This is a genomic window from Dietzia sp. 2505, from assembly GCF_040546785.1.
Classification (GTDB): Bacteria; Actinomycetota; Actinomycetes; order Mycobacteriales; family Mycobacteriaceae; genus Dietzia.
The window spans coordinates 286,740-305,947 of the sequence record NZ_JBEPON010000001.1 but is presented as its reverse complement, the minus strand read 5'-3'; the positions used below and the strand labels follow the sequence as shown (position 1 = coordinate 305,947).

Here is a 19,208-nt window from a genome sequence, read left to right as displayed (position 1 = left end):
TCGGAGCGGGGCTCGGGCCTCAGGCCGTGCCCGCGTCCGCGTTGCCGGCCTTCCACGTCTCCCACGGGATGTTCCAGTCGCCGAGGCCGTCCCAGCCCGGCAGGGTCGGCCCGACGGTGCCGGAGACCTCGAAGATGTCGCCCCGCTTGGCGTTGTCGTAGAACCACTTGGCGTCGGCCGTGGTGACGTTGAGGCACCCGTGGCTCACGTTCTGGCTGCCCTGGGCCCAGACGGACCACGGCGCGGCGTGGACGAAGATGCCGCTGTAGGACATCCGCGTGGCGTACTGGACCGGGGTGCGGTAGCCCTCCGGCGAGTCGACCGGAACGCCATAGGTCGAGGAGTCCATGACCATCGAGGCCAGTTTCTCGCCGATCACGTACGTGCCGTTGGGGGTCGGGGTGTCGGGCTTGCCCATCGAGGTGGGCATGGTCTTGATGACCTCGCCGTTGCGCTCGATCACGATCTGCTTGGTCGAGTCGTCCACCCGGGATATGACCGCGTCGCCGATCCGGAAGTCGCTGCGCGCGTCCTCCTGGCCGTACATACCGCCGCCCAGATCCTCGCCGTAGATGTCCACGTGGACATCGATGGTGGTTCCCGGGGCCCAGTACTCGGCCGGACGCCACCGGACCTCCTGGTTGGAGACCCAGTAGAAGGCGCCCTCGACCTCGGGTTCGGTCCGGATGTGGATGTTGTCCTGTGCGGCCCGGCGATCCGAGATCGGCTCGTCGAACATCACCGCGACAGGCTGACCGATGCCGACCGTCGATCCCTGGCCGGTCGTGAGATAGGCCGCAGTCATGATGCGCGGGGTGAGGGTGCTGAACGTCACGTTCTTCCGCGTGACCAGGCCGTCCTCGTCGGTCGCGGTGGACTCGAGCGTGTACTGGCGGGAGTACCCCAGGTCCTCGGTGGTCCGCCACTCCGTGAGGTCGGGGTTGAACTCGCCCTGGACCTGGACGCCCTCGGGATTCCGCATGACGACGGTGTCGAGGCGACCGTCGCTGGCGGTGAGAACCACCGGCTCGGCGGGGTTGGCGTCGGATGATCCGTCCTCGACCGACAGGTCGATGACCGCGGCCGGCTCCGCCGGAGCCTCGGCGACCTGGGCCTCACCCGCGCCACCGGCGCCGATCGTGCACCCCGTCAACACGAGCGAACCGGCGAGCACGGCGGCCAGAGCGAGACGGGTTCTGGACAGAGCTCGCCGGTCACGTCGTCCGAGCCGATCCGTACCGCGCAACGTCACCAACAGTTCCCTTCGAGCGTCTTCTCCCGCCGGGCCGTGATCGGACCGCGGGAAGTCTTCACAAGTATGCATGTGTATCCGGCGGTATTCGATATCGAATTGATAAAGGATGGTCGGCCGTCGATGCGCCTCCCCCGCCCTGACCTGCCGATTTCGTGATCGCGGCGGGGTCCTGTTACTGTTTCTCTCGCACCACGCGGGCGCCATTAGCTCAATTGGCAGAGCAGCTGACTCTTAATCAGCGGGTTCGGGGTTCGAGTCCCTGATGGCGCACAACACCGAGAAGCCCCGGGTCCACGACCCGGGGCTTCGTCGTGTCGCCCGGGGCTTCGTCGTGTCGGCAGCGCGACCGGGACCCCCGTCATTCAACGAGAAGAGCGTTCCGCACACGTTTCCCGAGTGGGAATGTGCGAAACGCTCTTCTCGATGGGCTGTGGTGAGCGGCGGCCGCTCAGAGGGCCCGACGTGCCTCGAGGTAGGCCTCGATGCGCCGACGTTCCTTGCGCTTGTTGGCCATGGACACCGTGATGCCCCCGATGACCAGCGCCGCGACTCCGCCGAGCACCGCGAGGACCCGGGGATCGGTGAGGGCGGCGACGGCCCTCTCCTTGCCCTCTTCGGCGAGGTTCTTGGGATTGACCCGGTCGACGATCTCGTCCAACGTCGTCGCTAGATCGTCACGCGCCTTGGCGATGTCGCCTTCGATGCTGTCGTAACTCCTGGACACGAGACCTCCGTCGATCGCTCGTCACGCGGCTAGCCGCGGATTCTGGACCCCGCCCACGCTACTGCACCCGTCGGTGATCCGCGCCCACGCGCCGACGCATCGGATAGGTTGGAGTGATCACAGACCCCGACCCGAATCAGGAGCACCGGTGAGCACACCTCGGCTCGAGGCGGGCCAGACGGCCCCCGCCTTCACCCTCCCCGACGCCGACGGAACCCCCACGTCGCTCGCGGACCTGCTCGCCGCGCACGGACGTGTGCTGCTGTACGTCTACCCGGCCGCCATGACGCCCGGATGCACCACGGAGACGGTGGACTTCGAGGGAGCCCTCCAGGAGTTGCGGGAGGCCGGGATCGGGGTCGTGGGTGTGTCCCCCGACCCGCCGGCGAAACTCGTGCGCTTCCGGGACAAGCACGGCATCACGTTCCCCCTGCTGTCCGACCCGGACAAGACCATGCTCACCGAGTGGGGTGCGTTCGGGGAGAAGAAGAACTACGGCAAGACCGTGATGGGTGTCATCCGCTCGACCTTCGTGGTGGAGTCCGACGGGACGCTCTCCCTCGCCCGGTACAACGTCCGGGCCAAGGGCCACGTGGCGATGCTCGCGAAGCTCCTCGGCGTGGAACTGCCCGAACCCACGGAGGGCTGAGCCAACCCATGCCCACCGATCAGCCCGAGCGGGTGCAGGAACCGACACGGGATCCCGCGGACGAGGCAGTCCAGGACGAGCCCAACATCCTGGTGCCCCGCCGCCGGCCCATCCAGGAGAGGAGCCGCCGCAAGTTCCAGGCTCTGCTGTCCTCGGCGAGGGATGTCCTGGTCGAGGTCGGTTTCGACTCCTTCACCTGCGAAGAGGTGGCCTCCCGCGCGGGGGTCCCCATCGGGACGCTGTACCAGTTCTTCGCCAACAAGTACGTTCTCGTGTGCGAACTGGATCGCCAGGACGCCCACGGCGTGATCGAGGAGATCGAGCGGTTCGCGCAGAAGATCCCCGCGCTGGACTGGCCGGAGTTGCTCAACGACTTCCTCGACCACCTGGCGGACCTGTGGCTGAGCGATCCCTCCCGGCGTGCGGTCTGGTTGGCCACGCAGGCCACCCCGGCGACCCGTGCGACCGCCGCGGTCAACGAGCGCGAACTGGCCAGGATGATCGCCAGCGTGCTCGCCCCGCTCATGCCGGCCACAGAGCGCCAGCGCCGCGCGTTCATGGCCGACGTGCTTGTCCACGTGTCCTACTCGATGCTCAACTTCTCCGTCAGCGCCGGCTCCGCCACGGGCGAGGACATCCACGACGCCACCGTCACCGAACTCAAGCGGATGCTCACCGCCTACCTGTGGCTGGCGGAGAAGGAAGCGCAGGTCGGCTGACGTCCGTCGGCGGTGGCGGGTCGGCGGCGCTACCCGTCCACCGGGCCCTCGAGCACCACGAACGCCAGCGCCGAGTCTCCGTCGTGGCTCAGCGAGACATGCCAGCGGACGCCCTCCCCCACCGTGGCCGCGACGTGCCGCGCGACCTCACCACTCAGTCGCACCGAGGGGCGGCCCCACGCGTCGCAGACGGTCTCGATCTCCGACCACACCAGTAGGTCCGGGGCGATCGGCGGGGGCGCGCCGTAGAGCGCGGCCGACCAGGCCTTGACCACGGCCTCCTTCACCGCCCACCGGGCGGCGAGGTGGCGGGCCAGGGGGTCGGACCGGTCCGATGACGACGACGAGGTGCGCGCATCCGGCCCGTCCGCCCGCGCCGTGGCGGCGCCGCGGCCGGCCCCCCGGGATTCGGCCCGCTCGCGGCACTGCCGCCGCTCGGTGGCGGAGAAGGCGCCGGTGAAGCGCGTCCCCGGCTCGGCCAGGGACGCGGCGAAGGCGCCGAGGTCGACGATGTCGACCCCGACGCCCCGTACCGCCGGGCTCACTACACCCAGTCGCTCGCCGCGAGCACGCCGTCGGCGTCGATCCGGGCCGCGGGGTCCAGCAGCATCGCGGCCTCGCGCTCCTTGACCTCGTCGGCGGACCCCTCGCCCAGTCGACGCGACTCCGGACGGCTGTAGAGGGACTCGCCGCCGTAGATCGCGTCGGTCAGACGCCGGGCGCCGTCCCGCTCGCGTCCCAGCGCCGCCTCGCGGATGCGCTCCGACTCCTGCTCGCCGAGCTGCGCCGCGACCGCGCGGTGGAACGCCTCGGGGTGCGTGACGGCGATGAGTCCGGACACGTGACCGAACCCGAGCGACGTGAGCAGACCGGCCTTGAGCGGCAGGTCCCCGCCCAGCTGCAGCGTCTCGCGCAGCCACACCAGGTGCCGGTGCCGGTCCAGGACGTCGTCGACGCAGTCCAGGGCCCGGTTCGGGGGCAGGGTCCCCGAGCGCAGCATCTGGGTCAGCCCGATGAGCTGGAACGCGGCCGCGCCACCCTTGGCGTGCCCGGTGAGCGACTTCTGTGAGACGACGAACAACGGGTTGCCGTCGGAACGACCGATCGCCGCCCCGAGACGCTCGTGCAGGTCCGACTCGTTGGGGTCGTTGGCCTTGGTGGAGGTGTCGTGCTTGCTCACCACGGCCAGGTCGTCCGCCGTCAGTCCGAGCTCTGCGAGACCCCGGGCCAGCGGCGACCGCGTCCCACCGCGCCCGGCGCCGAGAGCGCCCAGCCCCGGTGCCGGGATCGAGGTGTGCGCGCCGTCGGCGTACGACCCCGCCCAGGCCACCACCCCGTGGACCGGCAGCCCCATGCGGGCCGCGACGTCGCCGCGGGCCAGCAGGATGGTGCCGCCGCCCTGGGACTCGACGAACCCGCCGCGCCGCCGGTCGTTGGCCCGGCTGTAGTGGCGCTCGTCGATCCCCTTGGCGGCCATCGCCGCGGAGTCGGCCGTGGCGGACATGTCGGCGAAGCCCTGGATGCCCTCGGTGGACAGGTCGTCGAACCCGCCGGCCACCACGAACTCGGCCTTACCGGCGCGGATCTTGTCGAACCCCTCCTCGACGCTCACCGCGGTGGTGGCACAGGCCGCCACCGGGTGGACCATCGAGCCGTAGCCGCCGACGTAGGACTGCATGACGTGGGCGGCCACCACGTTGGGCAGCGCCTCCTGCAGCGTGTCGTTGGCGCGGCTGCGACCCAGGATCCCGTCGATGTAGAGCGAGCGCATGCTCGTCATGCCGCCCATGCCGGTGCCCTGCGTGTTGGCGACATCGGCCGGGTGTACGTGCGCCAGCAGCTCCGCCGGGGTGAAACCCGAGGAGATGAAGGCGTCCACGGTGGCCACCAGGTTCCACGCCGCCACCCGGTCGATACCGGAGACCATGTCGGCGGGAATGCCCCATGCCGTCGGGTCGAAGCCGGTGGGGATCTGGCCACCCACGATGCGGGTGAGCGTGGTGCGGCGGGGGACGCGGATCTCGGTGCCCGCCCTGCGGGTGACCGTCCACTCGCCGTCCTCGCTGCGGGTCACGACGGTGTTCTCCGGATCGTCCTCCTGGTACGCGCGGGCCTGGCCCTCGTCGTCCACGACGAAGGACAGGTCCTCCGGCAGGAACACCGAGGTCAGCTGCGGCGAGGTGTTATCGAACATCTCCGCGCGCGAATCGTCGGCGTAGGTGCGCACGCCCACCCGGGCGAGCACCTCGTCGTGGAAACGCTCGGCGATGTCGGCCTCGTCGATGGGGTCACCGGACTCGGTCACGGTCCAGCCTGCGCGCGGCGAGTCCTCCCAGGTGATGAGCCCGGTCGACCAGGCCAGCTCGACCACGCCGGCGGCGCTGAGATCGCCGGTGGTCTCCACCTCGAAGCGGGTGCGGGCGCTGCCGTAGGGCCCGACCTCGCCGGACCCCACGATCACGACCATGTCCTCGAGGTCCTGGGTGACCTGGCCCCACTCAGGGCGCTCGTCGGCGGTGACGGTCTGCAGCGAGGGCAGGGCCGCGAGGGTCCCGTCGGCGTCCTCGGTCGAGGCCTCGGTGGCCGGGGTCGGCCGGTCCGCGGCGAGCGCGGCCATGTCCAGGTCGGCGGTGCCGAGACCCCCGGTGAGGTCGACCGTGAGGGGCGCCTCGCCGGCGGACCGACGGACGTCCGGGGTGCACGAGTCCAGCAACTCGGCGGCGATCCCCGCGGTGGACCAGGTGGACACGCCCGCGGCCTCCACGGCGTCGACGAGCGGGTCGTTGTGGCCCATCAGCCCGGTGCCGCGGACCCAGCCGATGATCGCGTGGACGAACGTCACGCGCTCGGACCAGGACTTCTCCGAGCCCCACTTGGCGATCATGGCGTCGAGCGCGGCCTTGGCCTCGCCGTAGGCGCCGTCGCCGCCGAAGATCCCGCGGTTGGGCGAGCCCGGCAGCACCACGTGCAGTCGGGAGTCGACGTCGGTGTCGGCGCCGATCGCGCCGAGCCCGGTGACGAGCTTCTCCACGCCCCACAACAGGACGCGCATCTCGGTCTCGGCCCGCGGACCGGCGTCGGCCATCGAGCCCTGGACACGCGGGGCGGCGAACGGGAAGAGCAGCGTCGGTGTGAGCGGCGCCTTGAGGACGGTGGTCTGGCCCCCGGCCGACTCGGCGTGTTCGGATCCGACCCACTCGACCAGCGCGTCGACGTCCGAGTACGAGGTGAGGTTGGCCGGCAGCACCCACAGGGTCGCACCGCCGCGGGCGTGGGAGCGGTAGAGGTCCTTGAAGAAGGCCAGCTTGAACTGGTCCAGGTTCGAGGTGGTGGCCACCACGGTGGCCCCTCCCGCCAGGAGCGCACCCGTCACGGCGGCGGCGATGGAGCCCTTGCCCGCACCGGTGACGACGGCGACGTCGCCCGCGTACTCGCCGACGAACTCCTCGGAGGCCGCCTCCGAGATCTCCCGGTAGGAGACCGCGAGGGAGTCCCGCCGGGCACCGGCGGCCCGCTCGGCCCACCACCGGGCCTGTTCGGCCACGATGTCGCCGGCACCGCGGAAGGCCTCCGCGGCGTCGGCGGGGACGTCGGTCCGGGTCCAGAGCCGGGCCAGGTCCTCGCGTGCCGAGGCCCAACGGTCGTCCATGAGGACCGCACGACCGGAGTCGAAGGCCGGGGCCACCACGCGGCGCCAGTCGGCGCCCAGCTCGGCGGCCACCAGGTCGGCGAGCTCGGTGTCGGGGTCGGCCTCCGCGAGTAGGTCGACAGCGTCGGGCTCGAGATGCCCCAGACGGGTGAGCACACCACGCGCGGCCCGGGCCAGGACGCCGTCGGTCCCGGTGATCTCGTCGGCGAACTCGGTCAGTGCCGCGGAGTCGACGACCCCGCCGCCGCCGGCTCCGGAGGACGGCATGGCCACGGCCACGCCGTTCGCCGCCCCGACCGAGCGGACGGCCGCGTCGATGAGCGCGTCCAGCCCGGCCACGTCCTTGACGCCCGAGGCGTCGAGCGTCGCCAGGTCGCCGCCGCGGATCGAGGCACCGTCGCGGGTACCGAGGGCGATCTCGGCGGTGACGTGCTGCGCCCAGCCGGACCCGAGCTCCCAGGGGCCGGTGACCCGCTCGGTGATGTACGCGGCCCGCTTACCGGTGCGGCCCAGGACCGCACGCAGCGCCTCGCCGACCGCGTCGGACAGGACGGGGCCGAAGGGTGCGTAGCCGCGGGCCAGGCGCGAGACCTGGTCGGACAGGGTCGGGAAGTCCGCCTCGGCGGCGCCATCGATGGCTCCCAGGCTCAGCTCCGTGCCCAGGTCCAGCAGCAGCTGGTTGCGGCGCGAGGAGACGCCGTCACACAACGTCTCGATGGAGTCACCGGGCGCGATCTGCTCGGGACGGACCTTGGTGCGCAGCGCCACCAGCATGCGGGTGGCCGCGGGGGCGCCGAATTCCAGGTCGTCCGGGCGGGGTGCGCCGGGGGCGGCCTCGGCTGCCGCCGGGGTGGTGGATCGGTCCGCACCGGCCGTGCCGGGGGTGTTGACGGCCGGTGCGGGGTCTGTGGGGGCCGCCTGGTCGGCGGCCGCGGTGGTGGTCGAACCAGTGGTGGTCGAACCGGTGGCGGACTCGGTGGCGTCCACCGGGTCGTCGTCGTCGACCTCCACGCTGGGCGGCAGGGTGCCGTACAACGCCGCCGAGTCGCGCTCGACGTTGAGGACCTGGGCGCGGGGGCCCCGGTGCGTGGGCAGGTCGAGGGTCTTGGAGGCGAGGTTCGCCACGGTCGGGGCGTTCGCCACACCGACCTCGACGAAGCACTCGATGCCGAGTCCGCCGCGCTCGACGGGAGTGAACAGCAGCTCCTGGGTCTCGATCCAGCGGACCGGGCTGGCGAACTGCCAGGCCAACAGTTCGACCAGCAGCAGACGCCCCAGGCGCGTCGGGGTGGCGGACCAGGAGTCCCAGTCGGCCAGGACCTCGGCGAGGGAGTCGGCCGGCACGAGGTCGGCGATCTCCTGCACGAACTCGCGCTCGAGGCTGAACAGGCGCGGCACCAGGTTGGGGATGTAGCGGCCCACGAGCACCGAGATGTCGATGTCGTGCGGGATCAGCGCGTCGAGGGTGGCCCGGAAGTCCGGGACGCCGCCTCGCAGGACTGTGGAGTGGAAGGGCACGTCGATGCCCGGCACCAGGATGAAGGCGTTCTTGCCCCCGGACCGCTCGAGCTCCCGCTCGACGGCCTTCTCCAGCGCCTTGCATCCGGCGACGGTGCCGGCCAGCGCGTACTGGGATCCCGCGAGGTTGTAGTTGACGATCTCGATGAACTCGCCGGAGTCGCGGGCCACAGCGGCCACCCAGTCCACGACCTCGTCGTCGCTGATGCCCATCTGCGACGGCCGGATCGCGGCCATCCGATAGTCGGACCGGCCCTCGGAATCGCGCGGGACCAGCTCGTGCATGGTCGCTCCGCGCTGGAAGACGATCTCCAGAAGCGGCTCGAGCTCGAGCGTGCCGGAGATGGCCGCCAGCGCGTCGTACTCGCCGATCGAGTGGCCGGCGAAGTAGGCACCGTCGATGAACAACCCGTCGGCCTCGAGCTCGGCGCGTTGCGCCACGGCGAGGCACGCCATCGCGACCTGGGTGAACTGGGTCAGGTAGAGCACGCCGTCGGGATGCCGGTGGACGGTGCCGCGGACGGTCACCTCGGTCGGGTTCTCGCGGACGAGCGCCAGGATGGAGAAGCCGAGGGCCTCGCGGGTGTGCGCGTCGGCGCGGTCCCAGATCTCGCGGGCGGCCGGGCAGCGGGTGCGTCCCTCCATGCCCATCCCCTTGGCCTGGATGCCCTGGCCGGGGAAGGCGTAGACGGTGCGCGGGGCCTCGGTGAGGGCGGTGGCGGCCATGACGGTGGCACCGTCGACCGTGCAGGTGACCTCGAGGACCTGGCCACCGGCGAGACGGCCGGTCTGGACGGCACGGACCTTGATGTGGTCGCCCGGCCGGACCGGGGCGAGCATGCGGGCGGTCCAGCCGGCGATCCGCAGTGCGGGGGTCTTCCCGTCCGAGGCCTGGACCGCGTGCTGCGCGGCGGCCGAGAGCCACATGCCGTGGACGATCACGCCGCCCAGGCCGGCGAGGTCGGCCGCGGTGTCGGAGACGTGGATGGGGTTGTGGTCGCCGGAGACCAGCGCGAAGGCGGTCATGTCGTGCGGCGCGATGAGCGAGGTGGACACCCGCTGCTGGCGGGACGTCTCGGCCGGGGTGACCGATGCGCCCTCGGGGTTGACCAGTGCGCCGCCGGCGGGGCGGGGGTCGCCCACCTCGGCACCACCGGTGCGGCCACGGATCGCGAACCGCTCCGACAGGGTGCACAGGGGGGCCTGCGCACCGTCGGCGGAGACCGAGGCGACCTCGACAGACACCTCGACCACACGTCCGAGGTCGGTGTCGCGGACGTCTCCCGACCGGGCGACGACGACGAGGTCGGTCGACCGCCCGGGGAGCGCGGAGTGCATGCGGACCCCGTGGTCCAGATGGACCAGGTCCAGCAGGCCCTCGACCACGGTTCCGGCGCCGCGCGGGCGACGCGCCTCGCCGAGGACCGCGAACACCGCCGGCCACGCCGCACCCACGAGGGCGTCCGGGACGCCGTCCGAGGTGATGAGCGGGGTGGGCAGGCTGCCGGCCGTGACGCCGGTGTGGTCGGAGGCGAGGGTGGGATCGAAGGTGAACCGTGCGGTGGCGACACCATCGGCGACCTCGGGCAGCGCCTCGATCGCGGTCCCACCGGCTCCGCCGCGGCCCACGCCGGCAGCGGTGCTCAGGAGGGTGCGCATGGCGGCTTCCGCGGCGGCGTCGGTGACGACCGGCGCGGCGCCCGTGGCGACGGAGTCGCCCAGGGTGATCGTGATGGTCATCTGGGTCGGCCCGATCGGCAGCGTCAGGTCGACGGTGCGCCCGTCCGCGGCCGGGGTCAGGACCGCGCCGGAGACCGGATGGTGGCCGACGCCGTTCGAATCGATCTCCCAGGCGTGCAGGACGCCGAGGCGGTGGACCGGGCTCACCACGAGTCGGCCCGCCCACGAGACGTCGGGGGCGTTGAGCACGTCGGCGACCGGCCCCTGCTCGGTGGTCACGGTGCCGCGGCGGCGGCTGCTCACGGCCTCGGTGGTGGGCAGGTAACCGCGGACGCGGTCGACGGTGGCGAACTCGAAGCGATCGAGCAGCTCGCCGACCGGCTCGTCCACCCGGGTGATCCCGGCGACAGCGGTGGTGCCGGGGATGATGCACACGGCGTCGGCGCTGTAGCGGGCGTCGTGGGCCTGCCAGAGCGAGTCCGAGCGCCACCAGCGACGGACGTCGCCGTCGATGACGGGGACGAACGGGACGGGCTTGCCCGGCATGCGACAGATGTCGAGGAACTCGGCGGCGTCGGCGGGGTGGAGGGTCGCGGTGGCCAGGTCCGGGTAGCGGGCGGCGAGTGCGTCGACGACCTCGGTGGGGCGCTCCATCGCCTCGACGCGGGGGAAGGCCGAGACGATCCGACCGGAGTCCGCGGCGTCCAGCCGGGCCTCGGTGCGCTGCACCATGCGGTGGAAGCGCTCACGGATGGTGGGGTCGAGCCAGACCGAGCGGGCGCTGTCGGCGGTCGCCTCGGAGGCGGTGCCGGCGGCGGGCGCGGAGGCGAGCGACAGCTCGGCGAACCGCCGCAGCCACTGCTCGTAGGTCATGGTCTCGAGGTCACCGAAGTACGGCTTCGCGGTGCCGTTGATCGCGGCGATGATCTCCTCGCGGCGCTCGGCCACGGCCTCGGCGTCGCCGGCGACCTCGTCCAGCAGACGCCCCGTACGGGCGGCCGTGTTGTCGATCTCGTGGATGTCCGCTCCGAGCTGGCTGCGGCCGGAGGCCATTCCGCCCTCGGCCTGGCCGGCGCCCACCCAGTGGTCCACACCGACGGTGTCCACGAGGAGCTGCTTGACCTGCGGACTGGTGGTGGCCTCAAGCGTCGCCATGGCGGCCGTGCCCACGAGGATGCCGTCGACGGGCATGGCCGGGTAGCCGTGGGCGTTGGCCCAGGACCCGGTGAGGTAGTCGGCGGCCCGCTCCGGGGTGCCGATCCCGCCGCCGACGCACAGGACCACGTTGGGCCGGTCGCGCAGCATCGGGTAGGTGGCCAGCAGGAGCGAGTCGAGGTCCTCCCACGAGTGGTGTCCCCCGGCCCGGCCGCCCTCGACATGGACGATCACCGGCATGTGCGGGACCTCGGCCGCGATCCGCACGACCTGGCGGATCTGGGCGACGGTGCCCGGCTTGAAGCTCACGTGGCGCAGTCCCGCCTCGGTGAGCTCCTCGATGAGGGCCACGGACTCGTCGAGCTCGGGGATGCCGGCGGTGACGACCACCCCGTCGAAGGGGACGCCCGCGGCGCGGGCCTTCTGGACCAGTCGCTTGCCGCCGACCTGCAGCTTCCACAGGTACGGGTCGAGGAACAGGGAGTTGAACTGGGCGCTGCGGCCGGGCTCGAGGAGCTCGGTCAGGCGCTGGGTGTTCTCGGCGAAGATCGGCTCGGTCACCTGACCGCCGCCGGCGAGCTCGGCCCAGTGGCCGGCGTTGGCCGCGGCGGCGACGATCTCCGGGTCCACGGTGGTCGGGGTCATCCCGGCCAGCAGGATCGGCGAGCAGCCGGTGAGGCGGGTGAACGAGGTCTCCACGTGCACGCTGCCGTCGGGCAGGGTGATGAGCTGTGGCTGGTAGGCCGTCCACGGGCGCTCGATCGACGGGGTGGCACCCGGCGTGAAGAGGTTGCGCAGACCGCCGCGGGTGGCGGCGGCGACCACGCCGACGCCCTGCCCGCGGACCACCGATCGGTTGAGGCGGGTCAGGGCCTCGCCCGGACCCATGTCGAGGATCCACTCCGCGCCGGAGTGCAGCGTCTCGGCCATCTCCTCGACCCAGTCGACGGGCTCGGCGAAGACCTGGCGGGCCAACGCGGCCGCCCGGTCGGCGTCCAGGCCACAGCGGGCCGCCCAGTCGGACACGATGTCCACCGCGGGGGCCATCGCGGGGTGGTGGAAGCCGACCTCCACCTCGAGCGGGTCGAAGACGGGGGCGAAGACCTCGCCGCCGGTGAGCTTGGCCTCGCGACGGCGGCGGGACTCGGCCTCGAGGTCCGCACAGTGGCGGCGCAGGTCCTCGAGATCGTCCGGAAGGCCCACCACGACGTGACGGCGCTGCGCGTTCCGGATGGAGACGGTCGGCCGCAGCGAGGGGTCGACCGCGGAGAAGACCTCGTCGACGAGGGCTCGCAGGTCCGCGCCGTCGATGCCCGACACTCCGACCATGGGGCTGGCCTCACCACGGCGGAACAGGCCCGTGCGGCGCCCGATCAGGGTGGCGGCGGCGCCGATGAGCTCGGCCATCGCCAGGAGGCGGTCGTCGATCGACCCGAAGGTCTCGACGGATTCCACGGCGAGGATGCCCTGGGAGTGTCCGACCACCGCGGCGGGGGCGGTGTCGTTGACGTCGAAGCCCTCGGCGGCGAGCGCGCGGACGGCGCCCACCTGGGTGAGCAGGACGGCCGGCAGGGAGACCGCGGCGGAGGAGAGCGACGCCTCGTCGGGGAGGTCACCGTGGTCCTCGTCCTCGCCGGTGGTGGTGTTGGCCCACTCGATGGGCCGGAAGCCGTGCGGGCGGACCACCGCGATCTCGTCGTGGACCGGCTCGGTGAGCGCGACGGAGGAGTCGACGAGGTCCTGCAGTTCGGGGCCGATCCCGGTGCCGTCGATGAGGTCGCTCAACGCGTCGCGCCACGCGATCCCCTGTCCCCCGAAGGCGAGGGCGTAGGCGGTGCCCTCACGCAGGTCGTCCGCGAGCGCGCGGGCCTGGCGGCGGGCCGCGTGTCCGGTCTCGAGCGGGCGGGGTGTGAGGTCGCGGTCGTCGATCGTCACGTGTGGAACTCCTTGGCAACTTCGTCTGGGACATCTCCGCGCCGAGACCAGTTGCTGGTCCGACGCAGGGCACAGACTGCCACAGGAAGTTGAGGCACCCCTCAGCTTGAGGGGGTACGACCGTCCGTTCGGGGGCTGCCCGAGAGGGCCCACGCGTGACCCCGATCACATTACGGAGCTGATGGTTACCTCATATACACAGGTGAGGGGCACCTCAGGTTTCGGGGTACCTACGTTACCGAATCGTTATCTCGTTCTCAGGGGTGATCCGCCCGATCACGGCGTGTCGCCGACGCCCCGCGCGACCTCGCGCAGCCGTCAGGCGCCGCACCGGAGAACGGCCATCATCTCGGCGTCGAGACCCTCGGTGGGACACAGGTCGGCGGCCAGGCGGCGCGGTCCGGACGACCACTCGACGTGCGCCGTACGCACGGCCTCACCGACGGCGATGGTGACCAGTCCCCCGACGCCCGGCTGCTCGTCCGGTGACAGTCCCCCCAGCCCGACCGTCTCGACCGCGGTCACCTCGGCGACGGTCGCCGGACCCGGTGCGGGGATCAGACGCAACTGGACCCTGGTGCCGTCGAACGCACCGACCCAGGCCGCCAGCATCCCCGTCCCGTCCGAGCGCAGGTCGAGGGTGTACCCGTGCGAGTACCACGACCCGGTCTCGCGGACCACCTCGGCGGGAGAGGGAACGGGGACGGCCAACGTCGGGGCGGCGACGAGGGTGGACACCCCGGCCATGGACACCGCCAACGCGGCCGCGGCCAACCCGCGTCCCACCCTCCGGCTCGTTCGCTGCGTCCTCATGAGGTCACTGTAGTCCCGCCAGTAACACAAACTGATGCCGCGAATGCGTCGAAATGGTCACCAAAACGTCAACCCGCCGAGAAGATGTGGGGAGTTGAGGAGACCACACCTATCGTCGTTCCGTCACACCCGGCGGATCCGCCGCCCGATCGCCCTACGAGGAGTCGACCATGACCAGCCCGCCCACCAGAAGTGGGGTGACACCGAGAGAGACCTTCTCCCGTCGCTCCGTCTTCGTCTTCGCCGCCATCGGCTCCGCCGTCGGCCTCGGCAACATCTGGCGTTTCCCCTTCGTCGCGTACGACAACGGTGGCGGCGCCTTCCTGCTCCCCTACCTGGTGGCACTGCTCACCGCGGGTCTCCCGCTGTTGTTCTTCGACTACGCCATCGGCCACCGCTTCCGCGGCTCCGCGCCGCTGAGCTTCCGGCGGATGAACCGGTTCGCCGAGCCGATCGGCTGGATCCAGGTCCTCGTGTCCTTCGTCATCGCCGTGTACTACGCGGTGATCATCGCCTGGGCGGCGTCCTACGCCTGGTTCTCCGTCGACGAACGGTGGGGCGAGACCTACGAGGAATCGGCCTCGTTCTTCGCCGAGGACTTCCTCCGCGCCGGCAGCGGTTTCGGGATCGACTTCGTTCCCGGCATCGCGATCGTCCTGGTGGTCGTGTGGATCGTCACGCTGGGTGTCCTGTTGGCTGGTGTCCAGAACGGCATCGGCCGCACCGCACTGCTCTTCGTCCCGCTCCTCGTCGCGCTCTTCGCCGCCCTCGTCGTGCGGTCGCTCTTCCTCGACGGCGCCATGGACGGCCTGAACAACTTCTTCACCCCGGACTGGGGCGTGCTCACCGAGCCGAGCGTGTGGATCGCGGCCTATGGCCAGATCTTCTTCTCGCTCTCGGTCGGCTTCGGCATCATGCTCACCTACTCGTCCTACCTCAAGCGCAAGTCCAACCTGACCAGCTCCGGCCTGGTCGTGGGCTTCTCCAACTCCGCCTTCGAGGTCCTCGCCGGCATCGGCGTGTTCGCGACGCTCGGTTTCCTCGTCTCCACGTCGGCGGGCGCGGGCTGGGAGGACGTCGGCGGCGGTCCGGGTCTGGCGTTCATCGCCTTCCCGGCGCTGATCTCGCAGATGCCCGGCGGCCCGATCTGGGGCGTGGTGTTCTTCATCTGCCTCATCCTGGCCGGCATCACCTCGCTCATCTCCATCGTCCAGGTGGTCATCTCGTCCTTCCAGGACAAGATGGGCAGCAGCCGCACCGTCTCGGTCCTGGCCGTGGGCATCCCGATGGCGGGCGCCTCGATCCTGCTCATGCCCACCGAGACCGGGCTGCAGAACCTCGACGTGATGGACAAGTTCGTCAACAGCCTCGGCATCGTCGGAATCACCCTCATCGCACTCATCGTGGTGATCTTCGTGATGCGGCTGGCCCCCACTCTGCGCGACCACCTCAACTCGGTGTCTTCGTGGAAGGTCGGCACGTTCTGGATCGTCTGCCTGGCGGTCATCACGCCGATCGTCCTGGGCTACGCCCTGATCCGCGAGATCATGACCCTCGTCTCCGAGCCCTACGAGGGATACGACGCCGCCATCCTGGGCGTCTGGGGCTGGGGCATGATCGGGACGATCCTCGTCCTGTCGATCGTCCTGTCGGCCCTACCCTGGCGGGGGGCCCGCCAGCTCGACGGGCCGCCGAGCGTCGACGACGACCCGAGCGACTACAGCTACGAGGAGGGACTCACCCGTCCCGACGAGAACCCGGCACCCACCCACACGCCCAAGGAGGCCTGAGCCATGGACGCTCCCGCGATCATCATGATGGTGCTGTTCCTGCTCGTGATCTGGGGCGGACTCGTCGCCAGCATCGTGCACTACGTCGGTCACCCCGACGACCCGGACGGGACCACAGGCCGTCCCGCGCGCGAACTCTGACACTTCGCCGCACGACCTGATCGCCGGCCCCGGCGTCCGCACACCACAGCGGCGCCGGGGCCGGCGGCGTCGAGGAGGCCGGAGTCGTCGAGGGGGCCGGAGTCGTCGAGGGGGTCGGTCCTGTGACCCCATCGTGTTCCGAACAGCCCTCCCGGGCACGCTTGATCTGCTATTTTCGCACGATCGACCGACCGGGACCCGCGATGACTCCTCCTCCTGGACCTCCGAACCGACCCCTGTGGCTCGTCCTCGCCGGGGCCGCGGTAGCGATCGCCGTGGCCGGTCTGGTGACAGGCGTGATCCTGCCCCGCGGTCCGGTCACCACCGTCCACTCCGTGACGATGCTGCTCGTCTGCCTCGGACTCGGCGCCGCCGCAGGCTCTCTCTCCGGCACCCGCTGGGCCACGCTCGTGGCACCGGTCGCCTTCCTGACCGCCTTCGAACTGGCACGGATCCCGGCGCAGGGGCCCACGGTCGACGGGATCTATCTCGGCAGCATCTACGGGGCGATGGCACTGGTGGTCGGGCGGGGCTTCGACCTGCTGGTGATGGGCCTGCCCCTGGCGGTCGGGGCGCTGTGGGGCGCCGCGGCCGGCCGTCGGCGACGTGCCGTCGCCGGGCCTCGGCGGTCGGTGGCGGGCCGGCGACTCCGTGCACTCGGAGCGGTCCTGGTGACCCTGCCCGTGGTCGTCCTCGCCATCGCTCTGCTTCGCCCGGCGTCGACCGCCCCGATCACCGGACCCGACGGGCGCGAGCTACCGGCCGGTGTGGCCGAGCTGGTCACCCTCCCGGTCGGCGGTCACGAGCAGGCGGTGATGCTCCGTGGCCACGACCGCGACGCGCCTGTGCTGCTGTTCCTGGAGGGCGGGCCCGGCGGCACGGCCATCGGGGCGATGAGGGCCTCCGGAGAGCAGCTGGAGGAGGACTTCGTTCTGGCCGTGTGGGATCAGCGTGGGACCGGCAAATCCCTGTCCGCGTTGGAGCCGACGGACACGCTGACGGTGGAGCAGATGATCTCCGACACCCTCGAGGTCACCGACCATCTGCGCGAGCGGTTCGGGCAGGAGCGCATCTACCTGGTGGGCAGTTCCTGGGGCTCCACCCTGGGAGTGCTCGCGGCGCAGCGCGCACCGGAGAAGTACCACGCCTTCGTCGGCACCGGGCAGATGGTCGACCAGCAGGAGACCGACCGCAGGATGTACGCCGAGACCCTGGACTGGGCGGAGCGGGCCGGCGAGGACGACTTCGCCCAACGCCTGCGGGACAACGGCCCACCCCCCTACGAGGACATGCTGGCCTACCCGGACGCGCTGTCCACCAATCCCGAGTACCGGGAGTTCCCACACGGGAAGGACTACGACCCGGCGTCGGCGTACCCCGCCAGTCTGCTGGTCCCCGAGTACACACTCACCGAGCAGATCCGGGGCATGGGCGGGATCATCGACACCTTCTCGGTCCTCTACCCGCAGCTGCAGGACATCGATTTCCGCCGCGACGTCCCGCGGTTGGACGTCCCGGTCTTCGTGGTGCTCGGCGAGTTCGAATCCCCGGGCCGCTCCGACCTGGCCCGGGAGTGGTTCGACCTGCTGGACGCCCCGGCCAAGGAGCTGGAGGTCTTCCCCCTCTCCGGACACACCCCGCATCTGGACGAACCCTCGCGATTCCACGACTTCATGACCGGAGTCGTCCTCGCGGTGTCCGCCGCAGGACGCTGACGCTCAAGTCGCCGGGTCCGTTCCCATCTCGGCAGTAGCCTGATGACCATGGAGACCGAGGGCCGCGACGCCACCACCACAGAACCCACCGGCAGCGCACCCGTGGAGGTGCGCCACCTGATCCAGCAATGGAAGCGCCTCGACGAGCTGCTGGCGGGGTTAAAGAGAGACGACTGGACCGCGCCGACGGCCCTCCCGGGATGGACCGTCCGCGACGTGGTGGCGCACATCGCGGGGACCGAGCACCTGCTGGCCGGCGAGCCGGTGCCGGACATCGACCTGCCCGCCTCCGTCCACGAGTACGTCCGCAACCCCATCGGGGAGCTCAACGAGAAGTTCGTGCAGGAGGCCCGGTCCCTGGCGGTCGAGGACGCGTTCGCGGACTTCCGCGAGGTCGTGGCCGAGCGCACCGAGCAGCTCTCCGAGATGACCGCCGAGGACCTGGAGGCCGAGACCGACTCCCCCGTCGGTCGCGTCCCGTTCCGCCGCTTCATGGGCGTGCGCGTCTTCGACTGCTGGGTCCACGAGGACGACATCCGACACGCCCTCGGCATGCAGCACCACCTCGGCAGCGGCCCGGGGCGGTTCGCCCTCGAGGAGATCGTGCGCGCCCTCCCCAGGATCGTGGGCAAGAACGCCGGCGCACCGGACGGCTCCCGCGTCCGGTTCCGGGTCACGGGTGAGTCCGACACCGATCTGTCACTCGCCACCGATGTGATGGTCGCCGGCCGGGCGGGACTCGTGGACGTCGACGACTCCGCGCGGATCACGGTCGAGCTGGTCTTCGACACCCCGACCTTCGTGCGTGCGGCGACCGGGAGGATCACCGCGGAACCCGGCGACGGTGTGGAGATCAGTGGCGACGAGGACCTGGGCAGGAAGATCCTCCGGTCGATGGCCTTCACGATCTGACAGGCCGGTGGCGACTCCGACAGGTCCGCACGTCGTGGTGATGGGAGTGTCCGGGGCCGGTAAGTCGACCGTCGCCCGCGCGATCGCCGAGCGGAAAGGTGCTCTGTTCCTCGACGCCGACGACCTGCATCCTCCCGCCAACCGCCGGAAGCTCGGCGCCGGAGAGCCGCTCACCGACCTCGACCGTGGACCGTGGCTCGAGGCGGTCCGGGACAGGATGCGGGAGCGTGACCGGGTGGGAGCCCGCGCCGGCCCGGACCCCGGCGTCGTCGTCGCGTGTTCGGCTCTGCGCCGCGCCTACCGCGATGTCCTCCGGGACGTCGACCGGCCCGTGTTCTTCGTCGAACTCGGTGCGGACCCGGAGCTCCTCGCCGCCCGACTCGCCGCCCGCCGGGGGCACTTCGCGTCCCGCCGGATCCTCGAATCTCAACTGGCCACCCTGGAGCCCCTGGGGCCCGACGAAGACGGGATCGGCTGCCCGATCGCGCTGCCTGTGGAGGAGATCGCCGACACCGTCCTGGTCGCGCTCCGCGCTGATCGATCTCCGCCGGAG

The 19,208-nt window shown here is 71.2% G+C and carries 11 protein-coding genes, 1 tRNA gene and 1 pseudogene; 8 read left to right on the top strand and 5 right to left on the bottom strand.

The window, feature by feature from the left end:
• Positions 1-19: 19 nt before the first annotated feature.
• Positions 20-1,252, bottom strand: coding sequence for a L,D-transpeptidase (locus ABIE38_RS01405; RefSeq protein ID WP_354053663.1), 1,233 nt, complete (start codon positions 1,250-1,252; stop codon positions 20-22).
• A 200-nt stretch (positions 1,253-1,452) separates the two neighbouring features.
• Between ABIE38_RS01405 and ABIE38_RS01400 the strand changes: the two genes are divergently transcribed.
• Positions 1,453-1,525 (top strand) — tRNA-Lys (locus ABIE38_RS01400).
• 178 nt (positions 1,526-1,703) lie between these two features.
• On the opposite strand, the gene ABIE38_RS01395 is transcribed toward ABIE38_RS01400, so the two are convergent.
• Entirely contained in the window at positions 1,704-1,979 is a 276-nt protein-coding gene (locus ABIE38_RS01395) for a DUF3618 domain-containing protein (protein ID WP_354053662.1), read from the bottom strand.
• Between the two features lie 148 nt (positions 1,980-2,127).
• On the opposite strand from ABIE38_RS01395, the gene ABIE38_RS01390 reads away from it, so the two are divergent.
• A complete protein-coding gene (locus ABIE38_RS01390) occupies positions 2,128-2,628 on the top strand; it encodes a peroxiredoxin (RefSeq protein WP_354053661.1) in 501 nt (166 codons plus the stop codon).
• 8 nt (positions 2,629-2,636) lie between these two features.
• Positions 2,637-3,347, top strand: coding sequence for a TetR/AcrR family transcriptional regulator (locus ABIE38_RS01385; RefSeq protein WP_354053660.1), 711 nt, complete (start codon positions 2,637-2,639; stop codon positions 3,345-3,347).
• A 29-nt stretch (positions 3,348-3,376) separates the two neighbouring features.
• On the opposite strand, the gene ABIE38_RS01380 is transcribed toward ABIE38_RS01385, so the two are convergent.
• The 3 genes from ABIE38_RS01380 to ABIE38_RS01370 form a co-directional block, all read right to left on the bottom strand.
• Positions 3,377-3,892, bottom strand: coding sequence for a holo-ACP synthase (locus ABIE38_RS01380; RefSeq protein WP_354053659.1), 516 nt, complete (start codon positions 3,890-3,892; stop codon positions 3,377-3,379).
• Positions 3,892-13,284, bottom strand: a complete 9,393-nt coding sequence (locus ABIE38_RS01375) for a fatty acid synthase subunit beta domain-containing protein (protein ID WP_354053658.1) — start codon at positions 13,282-13,284, stop codon at positions 3,892-3,894. The genes ABIE38_RS01380 and ABIE38_RS01375 overlap by 1 nt, the downstream gene beginning before the upstream one ends.
• Positions 13,285-13,602: 318 nt before the next feature.
• Positions 13,603-14,097 (bottom strand): hypothetical protein, encoded by a 495-nt coding sequence (locus ABIE38_RS01370; protein ID WP_354053657.1) that lies wholly within the window; start codon positions 14,095-14,097, stop codon positions 13,603-13,605.
• Positions 14,098-14,267: 170 nt separating this feature from the next.
• Between ABIE38_RS01370 and ABIE38_RS01365 the strand changes: the two genes are divergently transcribed.
• The 5 genes and pseudogenes from ABIE38_RS01365 to ABIE38_RS01345 form a co-directional block, all read left to right on the top strand.
• Positions 14,268-15,887: a sodium-dependent transporter gene (locus ABIE38_RS01365; protein WP_354053656.1), complete on the top strand. Its 1,620-nt coding sequence runs from the start codon at positions 14,268-14,270 to the stop codon at positions 15,885-15,887.
• Positions 15,888-15,890: 3 nt separating this feature from the next.
• Positions 15,891-16,028, top strand: a complete 138-nt coding sequence (locus tag ABIE38_RS01360; protein WP_354053655.1) for a methionine/alanine import family NSS transporter small subunit — start codon at positions 15,891-15,893, stop codon at positions 16,026-16,028.
• Positions 16,029-16,231: 203 nt separating this feature from the next.
• Entirely contained in the window at positions 16,232-17,743 is a 1,512-nt protein-coding gene (locus ABIE38_RS01355) for an alpha/beta fold hydrolase (protein ID WP_354053654.1), read from the top strand.
• Positions 17,744-17,791: 48 nt separating this feature from the next.
• Entirely contained in the window at positions 17,792-18,655 is an 864-nt protein-coding gene (locus tag ABIE38_RS01350; RefSeq protein WP_354053653.1) for a maleylpyruvate isomerase family mycothiol-dependent enzyme, read from the top strand.
• A gap of 40 nt (positions 18,656-18,695) precedes the next feature.
• Positions 18,696-19,154, top strand: a pseudogene (locus tag ABIE38_RS01345) (gluconokinase); the annotation flags it as partial.
• Positions 19,155-19,208: the final 54 nt, after the last annotated feature.